This is a genomic window from Streptomyces sp. NPDC030809, from assembly GCF_055572195.1.
The window spans coordinates 1-21,614 of record NZ_JBVIDV010000002.1; the positions used below are offsets into that span (position 1 = coordinate 1).

At 73.4% G+C, this 21,614-nt stretch carries 20 protein-coding genes and 1 tRNA gene; 13 read left to right on the plus strand and 8 right to left on the minus strand.

Going from position 1 to position 21,614, the window contains the following annotated elements:
* The first annotated feature begins 10 nt into the window (after nt 1-10).
* On the plus strand, nt 11-85 hold the full coding sequence (locus ACZ407_RS02700) for a hypothetical protein (protein WP_468125452.1): 75 nt from the start codon (nt 11-13) through the stop codon (nt 83-85).
* A gap of 78 nt (nt 86-163) precedes the next feature.
* On the opposite strand, the gene ACZ407_RS02705 is transcribed toward ACZ407_RS02700, so the two are convergent.
* On the minus strand, nt 164-1,333 hold the full coding sequence (locus ACZ407_RS02705; protein ID WP_468124924.1) for a steroid 3-ketoacyl-CoA thiolase: 1,170 nt from the start codon (nt 1,331-1,333) through the stop codon (nt 164-166).
* 284 nt (nt 1,334-1,617) lie between these two features.
* On the opposite strand from ACZ407_RS02705, the gene ACZ407_RS02710 reads away from it, so the two are divergent.
* Nucleotides 1,618-2,895, plus strand: a complete 1,278-nt coding sequence (locus ACZ407_RS02710; protein ID WP_468125453.1) for a cytochrome P450 — start codon at nt 1,618-1,620, stop codon at nt 2,893-2,895.
* A gap of 314 nt (nt 2,896-3,209) precedes the next feature.
* A complete protein-coding gene (locus ACZ407_RS02715; RefSeq protein WP_468124926.1) occupies nt 3,210-3,539 on the plus strand; it encodes an antibiotic biosynthesis monooxygenase family protein in 330 nt (109 codons plus the stop codon).
* Between the two features lie 84 nt (nt 3,540-3,623).
* Here the strand turns inward: ACZ407_RS02715 and ACZ407_RS02720 are convergent, their stop codons facing one another.
* Nucleotides 3,624-4,019: a nuclear transport factor 2 family protein gene (locus ACZ407_RS02720; protein WP_468125454.1), complete on the minus strand. Its 396-nt coding sequence runs from the start codon at nt 4,017-4,019 to the stop codon at nt 3,624-3,626.
* A 113-nt stretch (nt 4,020-4,132) separates the two neighbouring features.
* Here ACZ407_RS02720 and ACZ407_RS02725 point away from each other — a divergent pair, with 113 nt between their 5' ends.
* Nucleotides 4,133-4,678 (plus strand): GNAT family N-acetyltransferase, encoded by a 546-nt coding sequence (locus ACZ407_RS02725; protein WP_468124927.1) that lies wholly within the window; start codon nt 4,133-4,135, stop codon nt 4,676-4,678.
* Between the two features lie 126 nt (nt 4,679-4,804).
* On the opposite strand, the gene ACZ407_RS02730 is transcribed toward ACZ407_RS02725, so the two are convergent.
* The gene (locus ACZ407_RS02730) at nt 4,805-6,862 is read right to left on the minus strand and encodes an MDR family MFS transporter (RefSeq protein WP_468124929.1); all 2,058 of its coding nucleotides are present in this window, start codon (nt 6,860-6,862) and stop codon (nt 4,805-4,807) included.
* Between the two features lie 130 nt (nt 6,863-6,992).
* Here ACZ407_RS02730 and ACZ407_RS02735 point away from each other — a divergent pair, with 130 nt between their 5' ends.
* Both ACZ407_RS02735 and ACZ407_RS02740 read left to right on the plus strand, forming a co-directional pair.
* Nucleotides 6,993-8,543, plus strand: coding sequence for a peptidoglycan-binding protein (locus ACZ407_RS02735; protein WP_468124931.1), 1,551 nt, complete (start codon nt 6,993-6,995; stop codon nt 8,541-8,543).
* A 206-nt stretch (nt 8,544-8,749) separates the two neighbouring features.
* Nucleotides 8,750-9,442, plus strand: coding sequence for an HAD-IA family hydrolase (locus ACZ407_RS02740; protein ID WP_468124933.1), 693 nt, complete (start codon nt 8,750-8,752; stop codon nt 9,440-9,442).
* Between the two features lie 103 nt (nt 9,443-9,545).
* On the opposite strand, the gene ACZ407_RS02745 is transcribed toward ACZ407_RS02740, so the two are convergent.
* Nucleotides 9,546-10,127 carry a TMEM165/GDT1 family protein gene (locus ACZ407_RS02745; RefSeq protein WP_468124935.1) on the minus strand — a complete coding sequence of 194 codons (582 nt, stop codon included), beginning with the start codon at nt 10,125-10,127 and terminating at the stop codon, nt 9,546-9,548.
* Nucleotides 10,128-10,721: 594 nt separating this feature from the next.
* Here ACZ407_RS02745 and ACZ407_RS02750 point away from each other — a divergent pair.
* The 4 genes from ACZ407_RS02750 to ACZ407_RS02765 all read left to right on the plus strand — a co-directional run bounded on the left by ACZ407_RS02750 (nt 10,722) and on the right by ACZ407_RS02765 (nt 15,706).
* The gene (locus ACZ407_RS02750; protein ID WP_468124937.1) at nt 10,722-11,363 is read left to right on the plus strand and encodes an HNH endonuclease family protein; all 642 of its coding nucleotides are present in this window, start codon (nt 10,722-10,724) and stop codon (nt 11,361-11,363) included.
* A gap of 159 nt (nt 11,364-11,522) precedes the next feature.
* Entirely contained in the window at nt 11,523-13,241 is a 1,719-nt protein-coding gene (locus ACZ407_RS02755; RefSeq protein ID WP_468124938.1) for an alkaline phosphatase D family protein, read from the plus strand.
* 138 nt (nt 13,242-13,379) lie between these two features.
* The gene (locus ACZ407_RS02760; RefSeq protein ID WP_468124940.1) at nt 13,380-14,015 is read left to right on the plus strand and encodes a DedA family protein; all 636 of its coding nucleotides are present in this window, start codon (nt 13,380-13,382) and stop codon (nt 14,013-14,015) included.
* A 1,190-nt stretch (nt 14,016-15,205) separates the two neighbouring features.
* Nucleotides 15,206-15,706: a hypothetical protein gene (locus tag ACZ407_RS02765; RefSeq protein WP_468124942.1), complete on the plus strand. Its 501-nt coding sequence runs from the start codon at nt 15,206-15,208 to the stop codon at nt 15,704-15,706.
* 82 nt (nt 15,707-15,788) lie between these two features.
* Here the strand turns inward: ACZ407_RS02765 and ACZ407_RS02770 are convergent, their stop codons facing one another.
* The gene (locus tag ACZ407_RS02770; protein WP_468124944.1) at nt 15,789-16,043 is read right to left on the minus strand and encodes a DUF2277 domain-containing protein; all 255 of its coding nucleotides are present in this window, start codon (nt 16,041-16,043) and stop codon (nt 15,789-15,791) included.
* 448 nt (nt 16,044-16,491) lie between these two features.
* Between ACZ407_RS02770 and ACZ407_RS02775 the strand changes: the two genes are divergently transcribed.
* Nucleotides 16,492-16,899 carry a hypothetical protein gene (locus ACZ407_RS02775; RefSeq protein ID WP_468124946.1) on the plus strand — a complete coding sequence of 136 codons (408 nt, stop codon included), beginning with the start codon at nt 16,492-16,494 and terminating at the stop codon, nt 16,897-16,899.
* Between the two features lie 104 nt (nt 16,900-17,003).
* Here ACZ407_RS02775 and ACZ407_RS02780 read toward each other — a convergent pair whose 3' ends face one another.
* From ACZ407_RS02780 to ACZ407_RS02790, 3 genes are all read right to left on the minus strand, one after another.
* Nucleotides 17,004-18,065, minus strand: a complete 1,062-nt coding sequence (locus ACZ407_RS02780; protein WP_468124947.1) for an HNH endonuclease — start codon at nt 18,063-18,065, stop codon at nt 17,004-17,006.
* Nucleotides 18,066-18,157: 92 nt separating this feature from the next.
* Nucleotides 18,158-18,589, minus strand: a complete 432-nt coding sequence (locus tag ACZ407_RS02785; protein ID WP_468124949.1) for a DUF4240 domain-containing protein — start codon at nt 18,587-18,589, stop codon at nt 18,158-18,160.
* A gap of 221 nt (nt 18,590-18,810) precedes the next feature.
* Nucleotides 18,811-18,885 (minus strand) — tRNA-Val (locus ACZ407_RS02790).
* A 76-nt stretch (nt 18,886-18,961) separates the two neighbouring features.
* On the opposite strand from ACZ407_RS02790, the gene ACZ407_RS02795 reads away from it, so the two are divergent.
* Both ACZ407_RS02795 and ACZ407_RS02800 read left to right on the plus strand, forming a co-directional pair.
* Nucleotides 18,962-20,239, plus strand: a complete 1,278-nt coding sequence (locus ACZ407_RS02795; protein ID WP_468124950.1) for a hypothetical protein — start codon at nt 18,962-18,964, stop codon at nt 20,237-20,239.
* A 533-nt stretch (nt 20,240-20,772) separates the two neighbouring features.
* The gene (locus ACZ407_RS02800) at nt 20,773-21,501 is read left to right on the plus strand and encodes a DUF4383 domain-containing protein (protein WP_468124951.1); all 729 of its coding nucleotides are present in this window, start codon (nt 20,773-20,775) and stop codon (nt 21,499-21,501) included.
* Nucleotides 21,502-21,614 lie beyond the last annotated feature (113 nt).

Genomic DNA, 21,614 nt, shown 5'->3' on the forward strand with positions numbered 1-21,614 from the left:
CAAGTGGGGCCTGGAGTACATGAACGAGCGCTACGGCAGCCCCGTCGGCGCCTGGAACTTCTGGCAGACCCACCACTGGTACTGAGCCGGCGCACGAAGGCCCCGGTGGCCGGCCTCCCCTGGCCGGCCACCGGGGCCTTCCCCCATCCCCGGACCAGGGGGTCTAGAGGCGCTGGATGATGGTGCCGGTGGCGAGCGCCCCGCCCGCACACATCGTGATCAGCGCGAATTCCTTGTCCCGCCGCTCCAGCTCGTGCAGGGCGGTGGTGATCAGGCGGGCGCCGGTGGCGCCGACCGGGTGGCCGAGGGCGATGGCCCCGCCGTTGACGTTGACCTTCTCCAGGTCCTGTCCGAAGACCCGGGCCCAGCTGAGCACGACCGAGCCGAAGGCCTCGTTGATCTCGACCAGGTCGATGTCCTTGAGGGACATGCCCGCCTTGCCGAGGACCGCCCGGGTCGCGTCGACCGGCCCGTCCAGGTGGAAGTGCGGGTCGGCGCCGACGAGGGTCTGCGCGACGATCCGGGCCCGCGGCCGCAGCTTCAGGGCGCGGGCCATCTTGCGCGAGGCCCACATCACGGCGGCCGCCCCGTCGGAGATCTGCGAGGAGTTCCCGGCGGTGTGCACGGCCGTCGGCATCACCGGCTTGAGCCGGGCCAGGGCCTCCATGGAGGTGTCGCGCAGGCCCTCGTCCCGGTCCACGAGCCGCCACATGCCCTGCCCGGCGGCCTGCTCCTCCTCCGTGGTGGGCACCTGTACGGCGAAGGTCTCCCGCTTGAAGCGCTCCTCCGCCCAGGCCGCGGCCGCCCGCTGCTGGGAGAGCAGCCCCAGCCGGTCCACGTCCTCGCGCCCCAGGCCCCGGTTGCGGGCGATGCGCTCGGCGGCCTCGAACTGGTTGGGGAGGTCCACGTTCCACTCGTCCGGGAAGGGCTTGCCCGGTCCGTGCTTGGACCCGGAGCCCAGCGGCACCCGGCTCATCGCCTCGACCCCGCACGCGATGCCGATGTCCATGACCCCGCTGGAGATCATGTTGGCCACCATGTGGTTGGCCTGCTGGGAGGAGCCGCACTGGCAGTCCACGGTGGTGGCGGCGGTCTCGTACGGCAGGCCCATGGCCAGCCAGGCGTTGCGCGCGGGGTTCATGGACTGCTCGCCGGCGTGCGTGACGGTGCCGCCGACGATCTGCTCGACGCAGTCGGGCCGGATCCCCGTACGGGCGAGCAGTTCGCGGTAGGTCTCGCCCAGCAGGTAGGCCGGGTGCAGGTTGGCGAGCGAGCCTCCGCGCTTGCCGATGGGGGTGCGTACGGCTTCGACGATGACGGGTTCCGCGGCCATGAGCTCGTCCTCTCCTCCGCAGCGGCGGTCCGTCCCGGCGGACCGCGGCAGGGGTGTGTCCGTGTCCGGGGTCGCCCGTCTCCGGGGTCGCCCCCGCCCCGAACTAGTACGCGTTCTAGTTCTCCCCGCAGTCTTATGACCGGAACCCCTGCCACGCAAGGGTCTTGCACGCTTCTTGCACGATTCCCGCACTCAACAGGCCGCGCCGGAGCCCTTGTCACTTCTAGAACTCGTTACTACCTTCAACACGACTTCTGATGGGCCGTCAGACTCTGGAGTTGCCGATGCCCTGCCCCGCGCTTCCCGAGGGGTTCGACGCCACCGACCCCGACCTCCTCCAAGCCCGCGTCCCCCTCCCGGAGTTCGCACAGCTGAGGCAGACCGCCCCGGTGTGGTGGTGTCCGCAGCCGCGGGGCATCACCGGCTTCGACGACGAGGGCTACTGGGCCGTCACCCGGCACGCGGACGTCAAGTACGTCTCCACGCACCCGGAGCTCTTCTCCTCCACCGTGAACACCGCGATCATCCGCTTCAACGAGCACATCCAGCGCGAACAGATAGATGCCCAGCGCCTGATCATGCTGAACATGGACCCGCCCGAGCACACCCGGGTCCGCCAGATCGTCCAGCGCGGCTTCACCCCGCGCGCGATCCGCAGCCTGGAGGGCGCCCTGCGCGACCGGGCCCGGCGCATCGTCGAGGAGGCCAAGGGCGGTGCGGGCGGCGGCAGTTTCGACTTCGTCACCAAGGTCGCCTGCGAACTGCCCCTCCAGGCCATCGCCGAACTCATCGGCATCCCCCAGGAGGACCGGTCCAAGATCTTCGACTGGTCGAACCGGATGATCGCGTACGACGACCCCGAGTACGCCGTCACCGAGGAGGTCGGCGCCCAGTCGGCCATGGACCTCATCGCCTACGCGATGAACATGTCGGCCGACCGGAAGCAGTGCCCGGCCCAGGACATCGTCACCCAGCTCGTCGCCGCGGAGGGCCAGGGCAACCTCAGCTCCGACGAGTTCGGCTTCTTCGTCCTCGTCCTGGCGGTGGCCGGCAACGAGACCACGCGCAACGCCATCAGCCACGGCATGCACGCCTTCCTCACCCACCCCGGGCAGTGGGAGCTCTACAAGGCCAAGCGCCCGGCCACGGCCGCCGAGGAGATCGTCCGCTGGGCCACCCCGGTGGTCTCCTTCCAGCGCACCGCCACCCAGGACACCGAACTGGGCGGGCAGAAGATCAAGGCGGGCGACCGGGTCGGCATGTTCTACTCCTCCGCCAACCACGACCCCGAGGTCTTCGAGAACCCGGAGGTCTTCGACATCACCCGCGACCCGAACCCGCACCTCGGATTCGGCGGCGGCGGCCCGCACTTCTGCCTCGGCAAGTCACTGGCCATCCTGGAGATCGACCTGATCTTCAACGCCCTGGCCGACACCCTGCCCGACCTCCGCCTGACCGGCCCCGCCCCCCGCCGGCTGCGCGCGGCCTGGCTCAACGGCATCAAGGAACTCCAGGTCGTCCACGACGGCCCGACACCGCCCGCACCCGCGGCCCGGGCCTGACCGGCATCCTCCGCTGCCCGGGCCCGACCGGCATCCTCCGGGGGCCGGCCCGGGCGCGACCGGGCATCCGCCGGGGGCCGGGCCGGGTGCGACCGAAACCGTGCGGGGCCCCGGCCCGGCCCCGACGGAAACCCTCCGCGGGCCCCGGCCCGCCCGGCCCGCCCGGCCCGCCCCGCCCGCGCCACCGGGACGCCGTGCGTCCGTCCGGGTGGCGCCCCCACGCGGTCCGGGCGATCCTGACAGGACGCGGCGATCCACCCGGAGGGGCGCCGGGGCGTCAGCACGCCCCGGCGCCCCTTTGGCAGGATTGCGGCATGAGCATCGTGAAGATCAACGCATTGACCGTGCCGGCCGAGCAGCGGGAGGAGCTGGAGAAGCGGTTCTCCTCGCGTGCGGGGTCGGTGGAGAACTCCGACGGGTTCGAGTGGTTCGAGCTGCTGCGCCCGGTCGAGGGCACCGACACGTACCTCGTCTACACGCGCTGGCGTGACGAGGCCGCCTTCCAGGCCTGGATGGAGGGGCCGATGAAGGCGGCCCACCAGGGCGGCGGCGCGGGCGGCGGCGAGCGGCCGAAGCCGGCCGCCTCCGGCTCCACGCTGTGGTCCTTCGAGGTGGTCCAGCAGGCGGCCCCGAAGCAGGGCTGATCCCTTCCCGCCGGCGGGTTCCGGCCGGGCGCGCGGGTGCGCGGCCGGGCGGGACCCGCAGGGCGCCGGCGCCGGGTGCGCGCGTCAGGACCAGAAGGCGTCCTCTTCGTCGATGTCGGCCGTGCAGCCGTCGATGTCGGTGATCTTCCCGCCGACGATGGTGAAGAAGAGGCCCTCGTGGATCTCGATGCCGCGGTCCCCGCGGTCGGCCTTGACGAGGTGCACGCTCATGCCGTGCCCCCGGCCGTCCACCAGCACCGTTTCCAGCTGGACCTGCATCGTGCCCTGGGTCTCCTCGCCCAGCCGGCGGTAGAACTCGAGCACGGTCTCGCGCCCCTTGTGGTGGCCGGAGAACATGTTGTTGCCGGGCACGTGGTGGATGACGTCCGCGGTCATCAGGGAGGACAGGGTCTCCATGTCCCCCTTGGTGAATGCTTCGTAGCCCTTGCGTATGAGGGCGGCGTCCGGATGCTGCGACATCGACATGGCGCTTCCCACCCTTCCCGTTGTGCGATTTACACCTTTCCTCATCATCCGCCCGCGCCTGTGGATATTCCACGCGGCGTGTGGGCGAGGGCCCGCACAATGACGCCATGAACGCGATCAAGAGCAGTGCGAGGGGCGCGGCCGGCACCGGCCGTGCGGACGGCGGGGCGGACGGCTGGGCGGTCACGGCGGAGCACTTCGGCACGCCGGCGGCCACCGCGCTGCGCCGGGAGTACTACGCGGAAGTGGCCGGCCGCTACTGGGGGCGTCCCGCCACCGCGGCCGAGGTGGACGAGGGGCTCGCGGAGGACCCGGCGGACGGGCTGACGGCACCGACCGGCGCCTTCCTCGTCGGGCGGTACGGGGGCGAGCCCGCGGCCTGCGCCGGGCTCCGGATGCTGGACCCGCAGACGGCGGAGCTGACCCGGGTGTACGTACGGCCCGACCGGCGCGGGACGGGAGGCGGCGGGGCCCTGCTGTCGGCCCTCGAAGAGGCCGCCCGGTCCCTCGGCGCGCGGCGGATACGGCTCGACACGCGCACGGACCTGGTGGAGGCCCGCGGGCTGTACGCGAAGCACGGCTATGCGGAGATACCCGCGTACAACTCCGGGCCGTACGCGCAGCACTGGTTCGAGAAGCGGCTGACCGACTGAGGGCGGCGCGGAGTTCGGACCGGGGGCCCGGGGCGGGGGGCGGGCGCGGGAAGGGCGGTCACCGGGAGGGCGGGACGCGGGTCAGTGGGCCGCGGGTCAGTGGGCCGCGGGTCAGTGGGCCGCGGGTCAGTGGGCCGCGTGGTCGCGGCGCGGGAGCGATTCGTGGGGCTCTTCGGCGTCGGAGCCGCAGAGTTCGGCGTTGAGCTCCTCCACCAGCTTCACGAGGTCGGTGGGCCGGTCCGGGCCCCACCAGTCGCCCAGCAGCTCGGCGAGGGACTCGCGGCGCGCCTCGGCGAGCCGGGCGGCCGCCGCCCTGCCCTCGGGGGTGAGGACGAGCGGCAGGCCTTGGCGTACGGCCAGCCCGCGTTCCTCGACCTGGCGGGCGGCCTCGGTGATCACGCGGAGCGGGACGGTGGTGCGTTCGGCGAGTACGGCGGGCTCCGCCGAGCCGTACTTCGAGATCCGCAGCAGCAGCCAGCTGGAGGCGGGCAGCAGGTCGTAGCCCGCCTTGGCGGTGATCTTCTCGTAGACGTGCTTGCGGCCCTCGCGGGTGCCGAGGACCGAGAGGGCCCGGGCGACCTCGTCGTGGGAGGTGCGCTGCACGGGGTTCGACGCCAGGGTCTCGCTGACGTCGGGCGCGGTGACGGAGGCCCGCAGGCGGTCCTCCTTGAGGAACCAGGCGATGACGAAGGCGAGGAGCACCACGGGGACGGCGTAGAGGAAGACGTCGGTGATGGCGGCGGAGTAGGCGTCGAGGGCGCGGACGCGCAGGTCGGGCGGGAGGAGTCCGATGGCCCGCGGGTCGGCTTCCATGCGGGCGACGGAGGCGCCGGGCGGCAGGGCGGTTCCGGCGAGCGCATCGCCGAGCTTGCCGTCGAGCCGGTTGGTGAAGACGGTGCCGAAGATGGCGACGCCGAAGGAGGCGCCGATGGAGCGGAAGAAGGTGGCGCCGGAGGTGGCGACGCCGAGGTCGGAGTAGCTGACGGCGTTCTGCACGACCAGCACCAGGACCTGCATGACCAGGCCGAGTCCGGCGCCGAAGACGAAGAAGTAGGCGCTCATCTCCCAGGTGGAGCTGGTGCGGTGGAGCTGGTGGAGCAGGAGCAGGCCGATCGCGGTGACGGCGGTGCCGGCGATGGGGAAGACCTTCCAGCGGCCGGTGCGGCTGACGAGCTGTCCGGAGCCGGTGGAGGTGATCAGCATGCCGAGCACCATCGGCAGCATGTGGACGCCGGACATGGTGGGCGAGACGCCCTGGACGACCTGGAGGAAGGTGGGCAGGTAGACCATCGCCCCGAACATGGCGAAGCCGATGACGAAGCTGATCACCGAGCACAGGGTGAAGGTGCGGATCCGGAACAGCTTCAGCGGCAGCACCGGTTCGGCTGCGCGCTTCTCGACGGCGACGAAGGCGGCGAGCAGGACGGCGCCGAGCACGGCCAGGCCGATGATCTCCGCCGATCCCCAGGCCCAGGTGGTGCCGCCGAGGGAGGCGACGAGGACCAGGCAGGTGGCGACGGATGCGATGAGGGCGGTGCCGAGGTAGTCGATGGTGTGCTTCGAGGTGCGGACCGGGATGTGGAGGACCGCGGCGATGACGAGGAGGGCGACGATGCCGATGGGGAGGTTGATGTAGAAGACCCAGCGCCAGCTGAGGTGGTCCACGAACAGGCCGCCGAGCAGCGGGCCGAGGACGCTGGTCGCGCCGAAGACCGCGCCGAACAGGCCCTGGTACTTGCCGCGTTCGCGGGGCGGGACGATGTCCCCGACGATCGCCATCGACAGCACGATCAGGCCGCCGCCGCCGAGGCCCTGCAGGGCGCGGTAGCCGATGAGCTGCGGCATGTCCTGGGCGAGTCCGCACAGGGCGGAGCCGATGAGGAAGATGACGATGGCGGCCTGGAACAGCTTCTTGCGGCCGTACTGGTCACCGAGTTTGCCCCACAGCGGGGTCGCCGCGGTGGAGGCGAGCATGTACGCGGTGACCACCCAGGAGAGGTGCTCCATGCCGCCGAGATCGCTGACGATCGTCGGCAGCGCGGTGGAGACGATGGTCTGGTCGAGTGCGGCGATGAGCAGGCCGAGCAGCAGGGCGCCGATGGCGACCATGACGTTGCGTTCGGGGTGCTCCGCGCCGGGTCCGGACCCGGGGTCCACGGCCTTGGCGGTCACTTCCTGAGCCATGAACTCCTCCTCAGGGCCGGTACACCTTTCCATCCTGAGTGGTGTGTCCGGTTATGGCCTGTCGGGCAGGTTGGGCCGGCTCCCGGGGATCTGCATAATCGCAGGCACACGCCTGGGAGGGGATCCACAAGTGAGCGCTGTGCGCTGTCCAGAATGCGGCGCTGCCGGAGGCCGCTGCGGCCACACCCGCACCCCGGCGGGCGGCTTCGACCACTCCCGGATCCGCCCGTACATGTCCCGCCCGGGCGCGTCCGGCGACGGCAGCGGCGAGGCGTCCCCGGCGGACTCCGCCCCGCGCCTCCTGGGCGTCGTACAGCAGCAGCCCGGGGAGCAGCAGCCGGTGTCGCCCGGCCCGTGGGGGCCGGCACCGGCGGCCGCCGGTCCGGTGGGCGCGGGAGCGACGGCCGAGGAGCCGTGGAGCCCCGCCGCCGGGACGGTGCCTGCGCCGCCGTACGCCGCCGGGCCGTGGCCCGAAGGAGGCGCGGGCATGGGCACGGCGGGTCCGGTTCCGGGTCCTGCGGGCGGGGAGCAGGCCGCGCCGGGCGGGCCCGGCGGGCCGTATGCCGCGGGGTCCGGCTTCGGCGGGACCGGCGGGACGGGCGTGGGCAGCCCGGCCGACGGGGTCACGGAGGTGCTGCCGGTGGTGCCGGCCGGGGCTCCCGGGACCCCCGCTGCCGGGACCCCGGACGCCGGAGCGACCGCCGCCGAGGGCGAGCCGAGCGCGTGGATCCCGTACGCGGGCCACCGCGAGGCCCCGCAGACGGGCGCGTACGGGGGCCCGGCCGGGGCCACGTACGGAAGTCCCGGCGGGAATCCGTACGGGCCCCCGGACGGGAGCCCGGCGACGGCCTACGGGAGCCCACAGGCGGGCCCCGAGAGCCTGGAGGCAAACCCGTACGGGACCACGCAGGCGGCGGCCTACGGGTCCCCCGAGCAGGGCTGGGGCGCATCCGGGGTCGGTGCCGGCTCCGCGGACGGGGCCGAGGCCGGTCCGGGGACGCTGATCGTGGACGAGGCGGTCCGGTTGCATGCGGCGCCGGCGGGACGGGCCGCGGCACGGGCCGGGCGGGGGCGGAACCGGGGCCGGAGCAGAGCGCTGCCGCTGCTGGTCGGCGCGGCGGTCGTGGCGCTCGGCGCCGGGCTGCTGGCCGTCGGCATGTCCGCGGAGGACGGGGACGGGAAGGACCGCGCCCTGCCCGACCCGACGCTTTCGCCGCCCGCGGTGAGCGTGGCCCCCGACAAGGCCCGGCCGTCGGCGACCGGCGCCGGGGAGCGGGAGCAGGACGGCCCGACCGCGGCCGCGAGCGAGGGCGCAGCGGACGAGTCGGAGGACGGCGAGTCCTCCCCCACCGCCTCCGGGCCGGCCTCCGCCTCCCCCGGGGCGCGTGGGACGCAGAGCCCTTCGCCGGGCCCGTCCCGCAAGGCCACCCGCTCCCCGGACCCCACCGCGCCGGCGGGTCAGACGCTGCGCCGCGGGGACGGCGGCGCGGAGGTCCGCGAGCTCCAGGCCCGGCTGGCCGAGTTCGACATGTACGGGGGGCCGGTCAACGGCAAGTACACCCGCGCCGTGGAGCGCGCCGTGGCCGACTACCAGGCCTGGGCGAACATCATCGGCGATCCCTCGGGGGTCTATGGTCCCGCGACCCGCAGGGCCCTGGAGGCCCAGACCCACGAGCCGTGACGGCCGTGCCCGGCCCGGTCTGCCCCCGCCCTCGTCCGCTCCCGCCCTCCCGCTCACCGATCCTGCTTTTTTTCGGCCTGGGGGCTGTACTGGCGTAGACCAACCTGTATTTTGTATCGTGAAGAAACAAAGTGGTTCCGTCCGCACTCCCTGACCGGTGGACGGAACCGCTTGTTCTCTTCCCGCGCCCGTCTGGAGCCCCGCCGATGCCGGCCAGCACCACCACCGCCCCCGTCGTCCTGTCCGCCCGGGCCCTGCTCCTCGACATGGACGGCACCCTGGTCAACTCGGACGCGGTGGTCGAACGCTGCTGGCGCGAGTGGGCGCTGACCCACGGACTGGACCCCGACGAGGCCATGAAGGTGGTCCACGGCCGCCAGGGGTACGCCACGATGGCCCTGCTCCTCCCGGAGCGCCCCATGGAGCTCAACCACGCGGACAACGCCGTGATGCTGGCCCGCGAGACGGCCGACACGGACGGGGTGGTGCCGGTCGAGGGCGCACCCGAGTTCCTGGCCGCGCTCGAAGAACTGCCGCACGCCCTGGTCACCTCCGCCGACGTGGCCCTGGCCACGGCCCGGATGACCGCCTCGGCCCTCCCGATGCCCGAGGTCCGGGTGACCGCCGAGTCCGTCGAGGCCAGCAAGCCGCATCCCGAGGGCTTCCTGAAGGGCGCCGCCGAACTCGGCGTCGACCCCGCCGACTGCATCGTCTTCGAGGACTCCGGCGCCGGCATCGCAGCCGGCCGGGCCGCGGGCATGCGCGTGGTGGGCGTGGGTCCGCGGGCCGGCGAGCACGGCCCCACCGTGCACGTACCGGACCTGACGGCCGTACGGGTGACCCCTGCGGCGGACGGCTCGATCGTGCTGACCGTGCAGCCGGCGCCGGCCGCGGCCTGAGCGCGCATGGGAAAGGGGCCCGCCCCGGTGACTGCCACCGGGGCGGGCCCCTTTCCCATGCGCCGGGCGCGCCCGGCCGGCTGCGCCAGGGCCGCCCGCGGACTCAGCCCGCGATCGCCTCGTAGAGGCTGAAGGCGGCCATCGCCGCCATCGCGCCGGCCGCGATCTTCGTGATCAGGCGCAGCGGCACGTACTTCATGAGGGTGCGGCCGCCCACGATGCCGATGCCGGCGACGGCCCACAGGGCGAGTACCGCACCGAGGCCGACGGAGAGCGGGTCCTCGTAGCGCGCCGCGAGGTTCGCGGTCATGATCTGGGTCAGGTCGCCGAACTCCGCGACCAGGATGAGCATGAAGCCCGCCCCGGAGACCTTCCAGAAGGACTGGTCGGCGGGCGCCTTGACCTCTTCCTCCCCGTCGTCCTTCTTGAGCAGCAGCATGCCCGCACCGGCCAGGAACAGGACGCCGACCACCGCCTGCACCAACCGGTGCGGCAGCAGGGTCAGCACGCTGCCGGCCGCGATGGCGAGCGCGACGTGCACGGCGAAGGCGGCGGCGACGCCGGCGAAGACGTAGGAGGCCCGGTAGCGGGTGCCGAGCATGAGCCCGGCGAGGGCGGTCTTGTCGGGCAGCTCGGCGACGAAGACGAGTCCGAAGACGATCGCCATGATGCTGATGCTGATCACGGAGGAGTTACCTCAATCGGTCGGGCAGGACGCTGCCGCACCGAGAGACCTGGGTTGATTCAGGGGTCGCTTCGGCACGGCGGCGCCCCGTGGGTACACGAGGACACTGCGGCCGAAGGTCTCGCTGGCCGACCGCTGACCGCGGCCTGCCTCCGGGCGCCGGCTGGGTGACCCAGCAGTGTGTCGACGGTCCGGCGAAGAGCTACTCCCCTTCTGCTCCGTACAGAGTACGGGACGCGCCGGACGTGCCGGAATGGGCCTTTGGTCCCGGCCCGCGCCGCGCGCAGGTCCCGCGGGCCCGTTCCCCCGCCCCTCCACGCCCCTTCCCCGGGCCTCCTCCCTCGCCCCGCCGCGACTGCGGGCCACCGGGCTTGCCGGGCGGGCCTACCGGGCTGCCCCGCTGCCGTCGGGCACACCACCACCACCCCGGAACCTCAACTTCCGCTTGACGGACGCCGGTTGGACGACTTGATCTGACGTGGCCATGTCGCCACCCTGTTACCTGGTGCCCATCCGAGCGAAACCCGGCGCCGCCACGATGGCCGGGCCCCGCCGGGGTCCGAAGCCCTCCAACCCCCCGCACCGAGGAGAACCATGTCCGGCATCTACGCGCGTCGATTTGGCATGCTCGCAGCAATCGGAACGCTCGCCGCCACCGCCCTGGTGAACGCCCCCGCCGCCCAGGCCGCGCCGCCGGCGCCGATCAGCGCGGCGGCCGCCCGCGCCTACCTGGCCACGGTGACCCCCCAGGCGGAAGGTTCCTCCAGCGGCTACAGCCGCGACCTCTTCCCGCACTGGAGCACCGTCTCCGGCACCTGCAACACCCGGGAGACCGTCCTCAAGCGCGACGGCGTGAACGTCGTCACCGACTCCTCCTGCGCCTCGGTGAGCGGCAGCTGGTACTCGGAGTACGACGGCGCCACCTGGACCGCGGCCGCCGACCTGGACATCGACCACGTGGTCGCCCTCTCCGAGGCCTGGCGCTCGGGCGCCGCCTCCTGGACCACCGCCAAGCGCCAGCAGTTCGCCAACGACCTGACCCGGCCGCAGCTGATCGCCGTCACCGACAACGTGAACCAGGCCAAGGGCGACCTGGACCCCGCGGAGTGGCTGCCCTCGCGCACCGCGTACCGCTGCACGTACGCCCGCATGTGGGTCAACGTGAAGCAGTACTGGGGGCTGACCATCGACTCCGCCGAGAAGACGGCCCTGCTGAACGTGCTCAACGGCTGCTGACACCCCCCGGAGACCCGGGAAAGCCCCGGACCCGAGCCCGGTGGAACCCGGGCCGGTCTCCGGGGCGATCTCCGGGCCGATCTCCGGGTCGGAACAGGAACCACCGCCCCCCTCCCCGTCGTACTTTGAGTCAAGGGGCAACGGAGGAGGGGGAGTCGGATGGGCGGACTGCGCCTGGGACCACTGCTGCGGTACGTGGACTGGGACCGCGGGGACACGGCCACCGTGTGGGTCGAGGCCGACCGGCCGTGCACGGCCGAGGTCCGCTGCGCGGACGGGGCCGGCGGTTCCGTCCGCACGTTCCAGATCTCCGGGCACCACTACGCACTGATACCCGTCACGGGCCTCACCCCGGGGACCACCACCTCGTACGAGGTGCTGCTCGACGGGCGTCCGGTCTGGCCGCTGCCCGGGAGCGCGTTCCCGGCGAGCACCATAAGCACCCCCGTGCCGCGCGCGCCCGGCCGGGAGGCGCCCCCGCTGCGGCTGACCTTCGGCTCCTGCCGGCAGGCCGCCCCGCCCGCCGAGGGCCGCGGGCCGCACGGCCCGGACGCCCTCGACACCCTCGCGGCGCGCCTCGCCGCGGAGCCGGGCGCCGAGCGGCCCGACGTGCTGCTGCTCCTCGGCGACCAGGTGTACGCCGACATGCTCTCGCGCGAGACCCGGGCCTGGCTCGCCGCCCGGCGGGACCTGCGCGAGGCCCCCGGGGCCCAGGTCGCGGACTACGAGGAGTTCACCCGGCTCTACGAGGAATCCTGGCTGGACCCGGAGATCCGCTGGCTGCTGTCCACCGTGCCCAGTTGCATGATCTTCGACGACCACGACCTGTCCGACGACTGGAACACCAGCGCCGCCTGGGTCGCGGAGCGCCGCGCCCTGCCGTGGTGGCAGGAGCGGGTGCTCGGCGGGCTGATGTCGTACTGGGTCTACCAGCACCTGGGGAACCTCTCCCCGGCCGAGCTCGCCGCGGACCCGCTCTACGCGGCGATACGCGAGGCCCCCGACGGGACCGACGAGCTGCGCCGGTTCGCGGCCGCGGCGGACGCCGATCCGACCTCGGTGCGCTGGAGTTACCGCCGCGACCTCGGCGGCACGCGCCTGCTGATCATCGACACCCGGTGCGCCCGGGTGCTCCACGAGGAGCGGCGGTCCATGCTCGACCCGGAGGAGCAGCAGTGGCTGCGCGACAACGCGCTTGACGGGCACGGCGCTTACGACCACCTGCTCATCGGCGCCTCGCTCCCCTGGCTGCTGCCCCCGCTGGTGCACGACGCGGAGGGCTGGGACGCGGCGCTGTGCCGGGGTGAACGCGGGGAGCGGTGGGCCCGGTTCGCCGAGGACCTGCGACGGCGCAGCGACCTGGAGCACTGGGCGGCCTTCCCGTCCTCCTTCGCGGCGCTGACCGACCTGATCGAGGAGGTGGGGACGGGGCCGCGGGCCCCGGCCACGGTGTGCGTCCTGTCCGGTGACGTGCACCACGCCTACGTGGCCGAGCCGCGGACCGCGACCACCTCGCGGATCTACCAGTTGACCTGCTCCCCGGTGCACAACTCCATCCACCGGGCCGTGAAGCTGGGGTTCCGGTTCGGCTGGAGCCGGGCGGGCCGCTGGCTCGGGCGGGTGCTGAGCCGGCATGCCCGGACGGGGCGGCCGCCGCTGGTCTGGCACCGCACCGGTGGGCCGTGGTTCGCCAACCAGCTGATGACGCTGTCCCTGCGGGGGCGTACCGCCCGGCTCCGACTGGACCAGGCACGCTCCGGCGGCAAGGCGGGGGCGCGGCTCGTCACCGCCATGGAACGGGACCTGGCGGAGCCGGAGCGGGGGGCCGGCGAGGGGGTGCAGATCAACAGGAACATGACAGTCCGGTCGGAAACCTGACACAAGGGCGGACCCCGCCGTACGCATGCCGAACGCCAGGCGTACGCTGTATGGCTGTCAAGCCAAGCCGCTCCTGCCGCTCCCCCGCGACGCCGCGGCGCGTTCCGCCGTACGCCAACCGGACTGGGGAGTCCCGTTTTGCTTGAGAGTGTGGGGTCGCTGACCACGAGCCCCTGGATCTACGCCGTCGTGGCGGTCTCCGTCATCCTGGACGTCTTCCTGCCCGTCCTGCCCAGCGGGGTCCTGGTGATCACCGCCGCCGCCGCGGCAGCCGCGGCCGGTGCTGCGGGGGCCGCGGGGGCGGCCGCCCCGGTGCCCGAGCAGGTCCCGGACATCCTGTCCCTGCTGATCTGCGCCACCACCGCATCCGTGCTCGGCGACCTGGCCGCGTACCGGGTCGCCTGGCGCGGCGGGGCACGGCTCGACCGGGCCATCGCCCGCTCCCGGCGGCTGAGCCGGGCGCAGGAACGACTCGGCTGGGCCCTGAGCCGGGGCGGCGGCCTCCTGGTGGTGATCGCCCGCTTCGCACCGGCCGGCCGCTCGGTGGTCTCCCTGGCCGCGGGCGCCGCCCACCGCCGCATCAAGGAGTTCCTGCCCTGGTCGGCCCTCGCGGGCATGGCCTGGGCCGGCTACAGCGTCTCCCTCGGCTACTTCGGCACCCAATGGCTGGGCGCCACCTGGCTGGGCACGGCCGTCTCGGTGGCCGCCCTCTTCGCCGCAGGCACCCTGGCCGCCTACCTCATGCGCCGCCCCACCCCCACCCCAGCCACCTGACCACCCCGCAGGCCAGGTGGACAGCCCTCTCCTCGGCCGAGCCCCGTAGGCGGCACGACGGGTCCACCCCGCACCCCGCACGGACAAACCCAGGCCGCAGCCGGCCCGTCCGGCACGCACGACGCCCGCACGAACCCCGGCCGCAGCCCGGCCCGTCCGGCACGCGCGACGCCCGCATAACCCGGCGAGGGCGGCCCGTTCAGCACGCGGTCCACGGCCGAGCTCGGACGGTCACCGAACCGCCCGGCACGCCCGACACACGGAACACGCCCCGGCCGCAGCACGGCAGACTCCGCGCCCGATACACGGACACCCGGACACAGACATCCGGCGCCGGAGCACCCGTCCGGCACGCACCGGACCGGACAAGGTCCGGCAGTGGCTCGTCCGGCTCGGGGCCCCGCCCCGGCCGGCCGGACGCCCATACGGGCCCTCCGGCGCACGATGCGCTTCCAAGCCCCGGCGACGGCGGCCCGTTCAGCACGCGGTCCACGGCCGAGCTCGGACGGTCACCCGAACCGCCCGGCACGCGGCACGCACGCCACACGAACAAGTCCCGGCCGCAGCAGGGCCGGCTCCGCGCGCGATGCGCGTCCATCCGGCGCCGACACACCCGCCCGGCACGAGGCACCGCCCCCGGCCGGCCAGAGGACCACACGAACCCCCCGGCGCACGATGCACACACGAGCGCCCGCGGCGGCGCGGCCGGTTCAGGGCGGTCCACGAACGAGACACGGCGGCGGCCCGCACCGTCCAGCACGCACGATGCGCGCAAGCCCCCGGCGGCAGCGCGGCCGGTTCAGGGCGCGAGGCGCGGGCAGGCCTCGGCGGCAGCGCGGCCGGTTCGGCGCGCGAGGAGCGGGCAGGCCTCGGCGGGGCGCGGGCGCGAGGCCGGGCCGGCAGCGGGCCCGGGTCCGGGCGGCCGCCGGGCCCGTGGCCCCGGCCCGGGCCCGATGGTCACGTGGAGGGACCCGCGTCGCAGCGCGCTCCGGGGCCTTGGCGCCCGGCGACACGCCCGGGTGGGCGGGTTTGCTCCCCCGGCCGGACCAGCGTGCTCACCCGTTCACCCGGTCCCGATCGCCGCGGGCGGGCCCGGCTCCTAGCGTCCGAAGGACAGCGGTGCGCAACCGAAGCTGCGTCACATCCGTGCCCTGGCCGCGCCGTTTCCGAGGAGCCGAGGAGTTCCGCTCATGCGCCTGACCACCGTCGCGGCCGCGACCCTACTGACCGCCACCGCTGCCACCGCCCTCGCCCCCACCGCCGCGGTCGCCGCGACCGGGGGCAGCCTCGCGCCCATCGCCAGCGTCTCCCCGACCACGGTCGCGCCCGGCAGCCGGGTCTCGCTCAACATCTCGGGCTGCCGTACCCGCACCGGCCGCGCCTCCTCCAGCGCCTTCGGGGACGTGCGCCTGACACCCGGCAACCAGGAGGCGACGAACCTCTTCGGCTCCGCACTGGTCTTCCGCGACGCGACCCCCGGCACCCACCGGGTCACCTTCGAGTGCGGCAGCCCCGGCGGCCGGACGGTCGTCGTCTCGCTCCAGGTCACCCCGGGGGCGGCCCGCGGCGGCCTCGGCGGCAGCATCGGCGAGTCGAGCCCGGCGCGCATCGCCCTGGGCGGGGCCCTGGTGGCAGGCGCCGCCGGCACCGCCGTGTGGATCCTGCGCCGCCGCGCGCACACCCGCCACTGACCCGCCAGGTGGCCGGCCACTCCCGCCCCGGCGGACCGGCGGGAGCCCGGTCACCGCCGGTCACACGGCGTACGAACGCCCCTCACGCCTCCTGATGCGCATGCACGTGCTCAGGGGGCCGGGCATGGGAGCCGCGCACCTCGATGCCGTCGAGCAGCGCCCGGGTCGCCTCCGCCACCGCCGCCACGGCGGCGTCGAACACCTCCCGGTTGTGCGCCGCGGGCGCCCTGAACCCCGACACCTTCCGTACGTACTGCAGGGCGGCCGCCTGCATCTCCTCCTCGGTGGCCTTCTCGGGGAGGGCCGGCGGACGCAAGGTCTTGATACTCCGACACATACTCCGAGTATGCGCCGCACGCCCCCGGCCCCGGGGACGCTTCCCGAAGCCCGCCCCGGCAGCGGCGCCCGCGCGCCCGTTCCGGCGGTTGAGGCGTCAATTTCGCCGAACCGACCAAAAGTGGACACACCCCGGGGGGCTCGATACGGTCGAAGTGGTAGGAGCCACGGCCGCAGCAGCCGCATCCGGCAAGCAGACCCACCGAAGCCGGAGCAGGGCACCGGCCGCACCGGCACTCCGGCGCCACCCGTGCACGGCCCGGCACCACCGGCCCCGTACGAGACGTACGGCCCCGGCCCCGGCCCACGCACCCCCAGGCGCACCCATCCAAGCGACGGCACCCGCATGTGGCGACCCGACGCCGCGCCCGGCCCGGCGGCCGGCCACTTTCGACTCGACGTCCGTCTCCACCCCCCGCGCGGGCCGCAGCAGACGAGTGGAGACCGACATGCGGGACCTCAGCACCAAGGCAAGGCGATTCGCCGCCGCCCTGGCCACAGCCTCACTGGCAGCCGCCCTCCCGGTCGCGGCCACCGGCACCGCAGCGGCCAACCCGGACTCCGGCAAGGTCAAAGTCCAGGGCACCGCGAGCTGCGAGCGCTTCGAGGACACCACGGTGACCCAGGTGTCGATCACCCCCAGGGGCAGGACCGCCAAGACGGCCGACCTCTCGGGCGAGGACGTCTCGGAGACCTATTCGATCACCTTCACCAACATCCCCAAGGGCAAGGGCCTCACCGCCAACGCCACGGTCAACTGCGAAGACAGCGACGGGGAGTCGCACAGCTACAGCAAGAGCTTCACCATCACGAGGCCGCCCGGAACCACCGACCTCCAGACCCTCAACCTCAAGTAGCCCCCACACCCCCACCCGACGACACCAAAGGCCCCCTGCCGTGATCGACAGGGGGCCGTTGCCCCGGTGGGCGCGGACGGTTTCGAACCGCCGAGGTGGGATCACTAGCTGGGCATCTGCTGGTCAGCGGCTTTACGCGGGCGCGACAGAGCTTCGGCTGCACGCCGGTCAGCTGCATGCTTGCGCTCTATGGACGCCCGCAGTTCCCGCGGAGTCGGCCATGGTGCACGCCGGTGGATCATGCGGTGGCAGTTGGCGCAGATGAGGGCGAGATCACCGAGTCTGGTCCGCCCCTCCCCCGCTACGTGGAGGGGCAGCACGTGGTGGCACTCGATGTACCCAGCGCCACGGTCACCGTAGACGGCCTCGAAGTCGAACCCGCACGCCTCACACGCCAGCCGTCCTCCGCCCTGGAGCACGGAATTGATCTTCTTCTTGCGCAGGTTCTTGTTGCGCTCGCGGGCCTGGTGTCGACGCATGAGGAGCCGGCCCTCGGGAGCGCTGTAGTCATCGTCAAACGTCTCGTCGTCGGTCGGCGCAAGAGTCTGCAGGTCACCCGTGGCGACACCGCGGCGTATGAGCCGCGCCGCCCCGGCCATCTCCTCCGGCCGGGCGAGGAACTCCTTCAGCACCGCCTCATCGAGAGCTCCGCCCTTGGTGCGCTTGCCCTGGTACTCCGGATGCCGAGTGGCGATGTCGAAAGTCTTACGTGCTACCCCGTTGGCATTGCGGAACTTCTCGTTGCGTTCCGTCTCGGAGTGGATGGGGAGCACCTGGAGCAGAGCTGACAGCTCCACGACCCTGGCGTCTCGGGCATCCAGCCCCTTCCAGCCGTTCTCCATCACGAGCTGGCAGGCAAGGATGATCTCGTCCCTGGCCCAGTCGGGGTTCTTCACGGCTTTGACGTGGAACCCTGCCCGCTTCAGCCACGCCACAGCGTGATCCTTGCCCCCGCTGAACTCTCCCGGCCTGAGCGGGCGGCCGTGATCCCACTGGTGTGCCACACCGGCAATCGCCTTGGAGTCGTACTCCCTCCCCTCGTGCACCACGACATACGAAAAGGCTGCCGCAAAGCCGTACTTCGCGAGAAACGCCTCCCGCCCCAATTCCTCGTACTCCGCCATGGCCTTGAGTACGGCCCCCGGCGTGATGCCTCCCATGCCCATGACAGCAGCGTACGGCCAACCCCGGACACCGAAGGCCCCACGCCAAAACGCCGACACCTGCCGTGCGGTGAGGCAGGAGCGCCTGTTGGCGGCTATGCGCCGATCCAGCCGGCTGCGTTGGAGTAAGACTCGTAGCTGTACTGAGTGCGGCGGTCCCATTCCTCGCCCGTGAGCTGCTCGTAGGCACTGTCGGGAACGTAGAGCAGGGCTTCGGCCCACACGCGGTCGTTCACGAACGGCATGAAACGCTCTGGGTCCCGAAGTACGTTCTTGTACTCGTCCCGGCCTGCCGCAACGACCGCAGCCCTGGTGTACAGGAACGCATCACCCGACATCCCGGCTCCGTATTCCTTGCGGTCCAACCTGTACAGGGCCCAGGAGAGCTGCTCGGCGAAGCCGGCCACGTCCTTGACAGGGCCGTTCGCCAGGTGGGCGATCAGGGCAGCCGCGAGCTGATCACCCTCGGGGTCGGGGGCTGAGGGGCGGCACTTCTCGATGAGCTGCCAGAAGACGTCTTCGTTCATGCCAGAGAGGATGGGGGAAGGGTGTGACAAGCCGGGGCGTCCTGCTCGCGAAACGGGCATCCGGCGCGGCTCGTCTCCGTCCGCGGGACACTGGCCGGTGTGGCAAGCGGCTGAGGCGCAGCCGTCCTCGCAAGGTCCACTTGATGCCCCTCGCGGAGGCCATGCGGCACCGATGCGGCATGCAAAGACCCCCTGCCGTGATCGGCAGGGGGTCTTTGTGCTGGTGGGCGCGGACGGTTTCGAACCGCCGACATCTGCTTTGTAAGAGCAGCGCTCTACCCCTGAGCTACGCACCCGTGGATGAGTGGACAGCCTACATGCAGGGGCTGGTACGGACGCAAACGCGTTCGCGTGGGGGAGAATGGACCGGGCATGGCGGATGCGACGCGGCACGGGAGAGGGATTGTGACGGCTACTTCCCGGCGGTGGTTCGGTGGGCGGGACGAGAGCCGGCGGGCCGACGCGCAAGCGGCCAAGGATGCAGCCGCCGAGGCGTTCTACGCGCTGGACACCGCGCAGCGGGACCTGCGGATCTCCATCGAGACCATTGCCGCCGTGGACCGGTCGCCGGCGGCCCGGCAGGCCGCGGACGGGTTCGCGGCGCTCGGGCAGCGGATCGACCAGGTCAGCCGTGCGTACATCGAGGCGGTCGACGCGTATGACCTGGACCGGCCGGAGTTGGAGGCCGCCGTCGCGAGCCGGGCGCGGACGGAGCTGACGCGGGCCCGGGACGAGCTGGTGCGGGTCAACGGGGAGCTGGACCGGTTCGCGCAGGGGCTGCAGCCGCTCCTCGACACGGCGGAGACGCAGCTCGCGCGGGTGGCGCCGGCCCGCGAGCGGGCCAAGGCCGCGCTGCTCGCCGCCACCGGCGCGCTGGATTCCGTACGGGCCTCGGGGCTGCGGGCCGACGAGTCGGCGGCGCGGCTCGCGGCGCTGGCGCCCGAGCTGACCAAGCTCAACGAGGGGGCCGGGCGGCACGGGGTGGCGGAGACCATCCAGCGGGCCGACCGGATCCTGCGCGCGGCCGAGGCGATACGTGCGGACGCCGAGCGGCTGCCGGAACGGGCGGCCGAGATGGACCGCCGTCTGGTGAGCCTGCGGACCCGGGCGCAGGCCCTGCAGACGCGGGCCGGGCAGGTGGATCCGATCCTGAGTGAGCTGCGGCGCCGGTTCAGTGCGGCCTGCTGGCAGGACCTCCAGCAGGTGCCCGAGCAGGCGGCGGCCGCGGTGCGGCAGGCCGAGGAGCGGCTGCGGGAGGCGGGCGCGGCCCGGCAGGAGCAGCGCTGGGCGGATGCGACGGCCCTGCTGGGGACCGTACGGGCGCTCCTCGACGCGTCCGACGAGGGCGTGTCGGCGGCCGGGGACCGGCTGCGCGTGCTGGAGGCGGTGGCCCGGGACCCGCAGCAGGAGATCGACCGGACCCGGTTCGCGATCCGGGACGCGCAGCGGCTGGCGATGGAGGGCCGCAGCGTGCCGGATCCGCAGCACGCGCGCCCGCTGGACGATGCGGTGGCCCGGCTGGACCGGGCGGTGGCGGGTCTGGAGGGCCGCCACCCCGACTACTGGCACTTCCTCCAGGAGACCGAGCAGGTGCGGCTGGCGGTGGGCCGCGTGGTGGCGGACATGCGGGGTAGGCGCGCCGTCGGCTGACCGCGGCGGGACGACGGCAGGTATCGGCGGCCCGGGCCCCCGGCTCACGGGACCTCTCCCCACGGCCCCCCTGCCCCCGGCCCTGGCCCTGGCCCCGGCCCTGCCCTTGGCCCTGACCCTGCCCTTGGCCCTGACCCCCACACCTCGGCCACGACACCGCGGCCCCCGACTCGCCGCAACACGCCTGCCTCCGGCTCACGGGACCTCTCCCCACGGCCCCCCCGGCCCTGGCCCCGGCCCCGGCCCCGGCCCTGCCCTTGGCCCTGACCCTGGCCTTGGCCCTGGCCCCCACACCTCGGCCACGACACCGCGGCCCCGACTCGCCGCAACGCGCCTGCCTCCGGGCCCCGACGCCCGCCCCCGAAGCCCCTGGGCGGAGGTGTGGGTGCCGTGGGCGCCGGCTCCCCTCGGCCCCCGCCAAGGCCCGCCCGGGCCCCCCGCCCCCGCCCCGCCCCGGAGTTGTCCGCGGGTGGGGTGCGGCGGATGCTGGGAGGTGCAGGGAACGGAGCAGGAACGGCACCGAGGAGGGCGCCATGGCTGCCCATGCTTTCCACAAGCCGCGCGAGCCCGAAGCGCCGCCGGCGTCCGAGGGGTCGTACGCCCCGCACGCGGCCTTCGGGTGCACCGAGCCCCATGAGCACTACGCGCCCTACGTGCCGCACGAGCCGTACGGGCCGCCGCCCGGCCCGAAGGGCCCCGGTGTGGTGCAGCGCGTCCTGCATCCCGTGAACGCCACGCTCGACGAGCACCTGCCCACCGACCACAAGCTGAGCAAGGTCTACCGCGTCGGCGCGGGTCTCACGGGCCTGCTGCTCGTCGCCTTCGGCATCCTGGGGCTGATCGACCGGATCGGCTTCTTCGACACCGGCGGGGACACGGTGCTCGGGCTGAACACGAACGGCGCGCTGAGCGTCCTGTCGATCTGCATCGGCGGACTGCTCTTCGTCGGGATGGTGGTCGGCGGCACCTTCGCCTCCACCCTCAACATCGTGCTGGGGGTGCTGTTCATCGCGAGCGGGTTCGTGAACCTGGCTCTCCTGGACTCCAACCTCAACTTCCTGGCGTTCCGGATCCAGAACGTCCTGTTCAGCTTCGTCGTGGGCGTGATGCTGATGTGGTTCGGCATGTACGGCCGCGTCGGCAGCGCCCTCCCCCACGACAACCCGTACTGGCAGGCCCGCCACCCCGAGCAGGCGGCCCGCGAACAGCGGGCCCGGGAGCGGCAGAACCGCCCCCGGCCCGCGGTCGGCCGCCCGGCCTGAGGCCCGGGGCCCCGGGGCCGGGGGGGGGGGGGGGGGGGGGGGGGGGGGGGGGGGGGGGGGGGGGGGGGGGTGGGGGGGGGGTAAGGGAGAGGCAGGGCGGGAGGGAGAGAGGA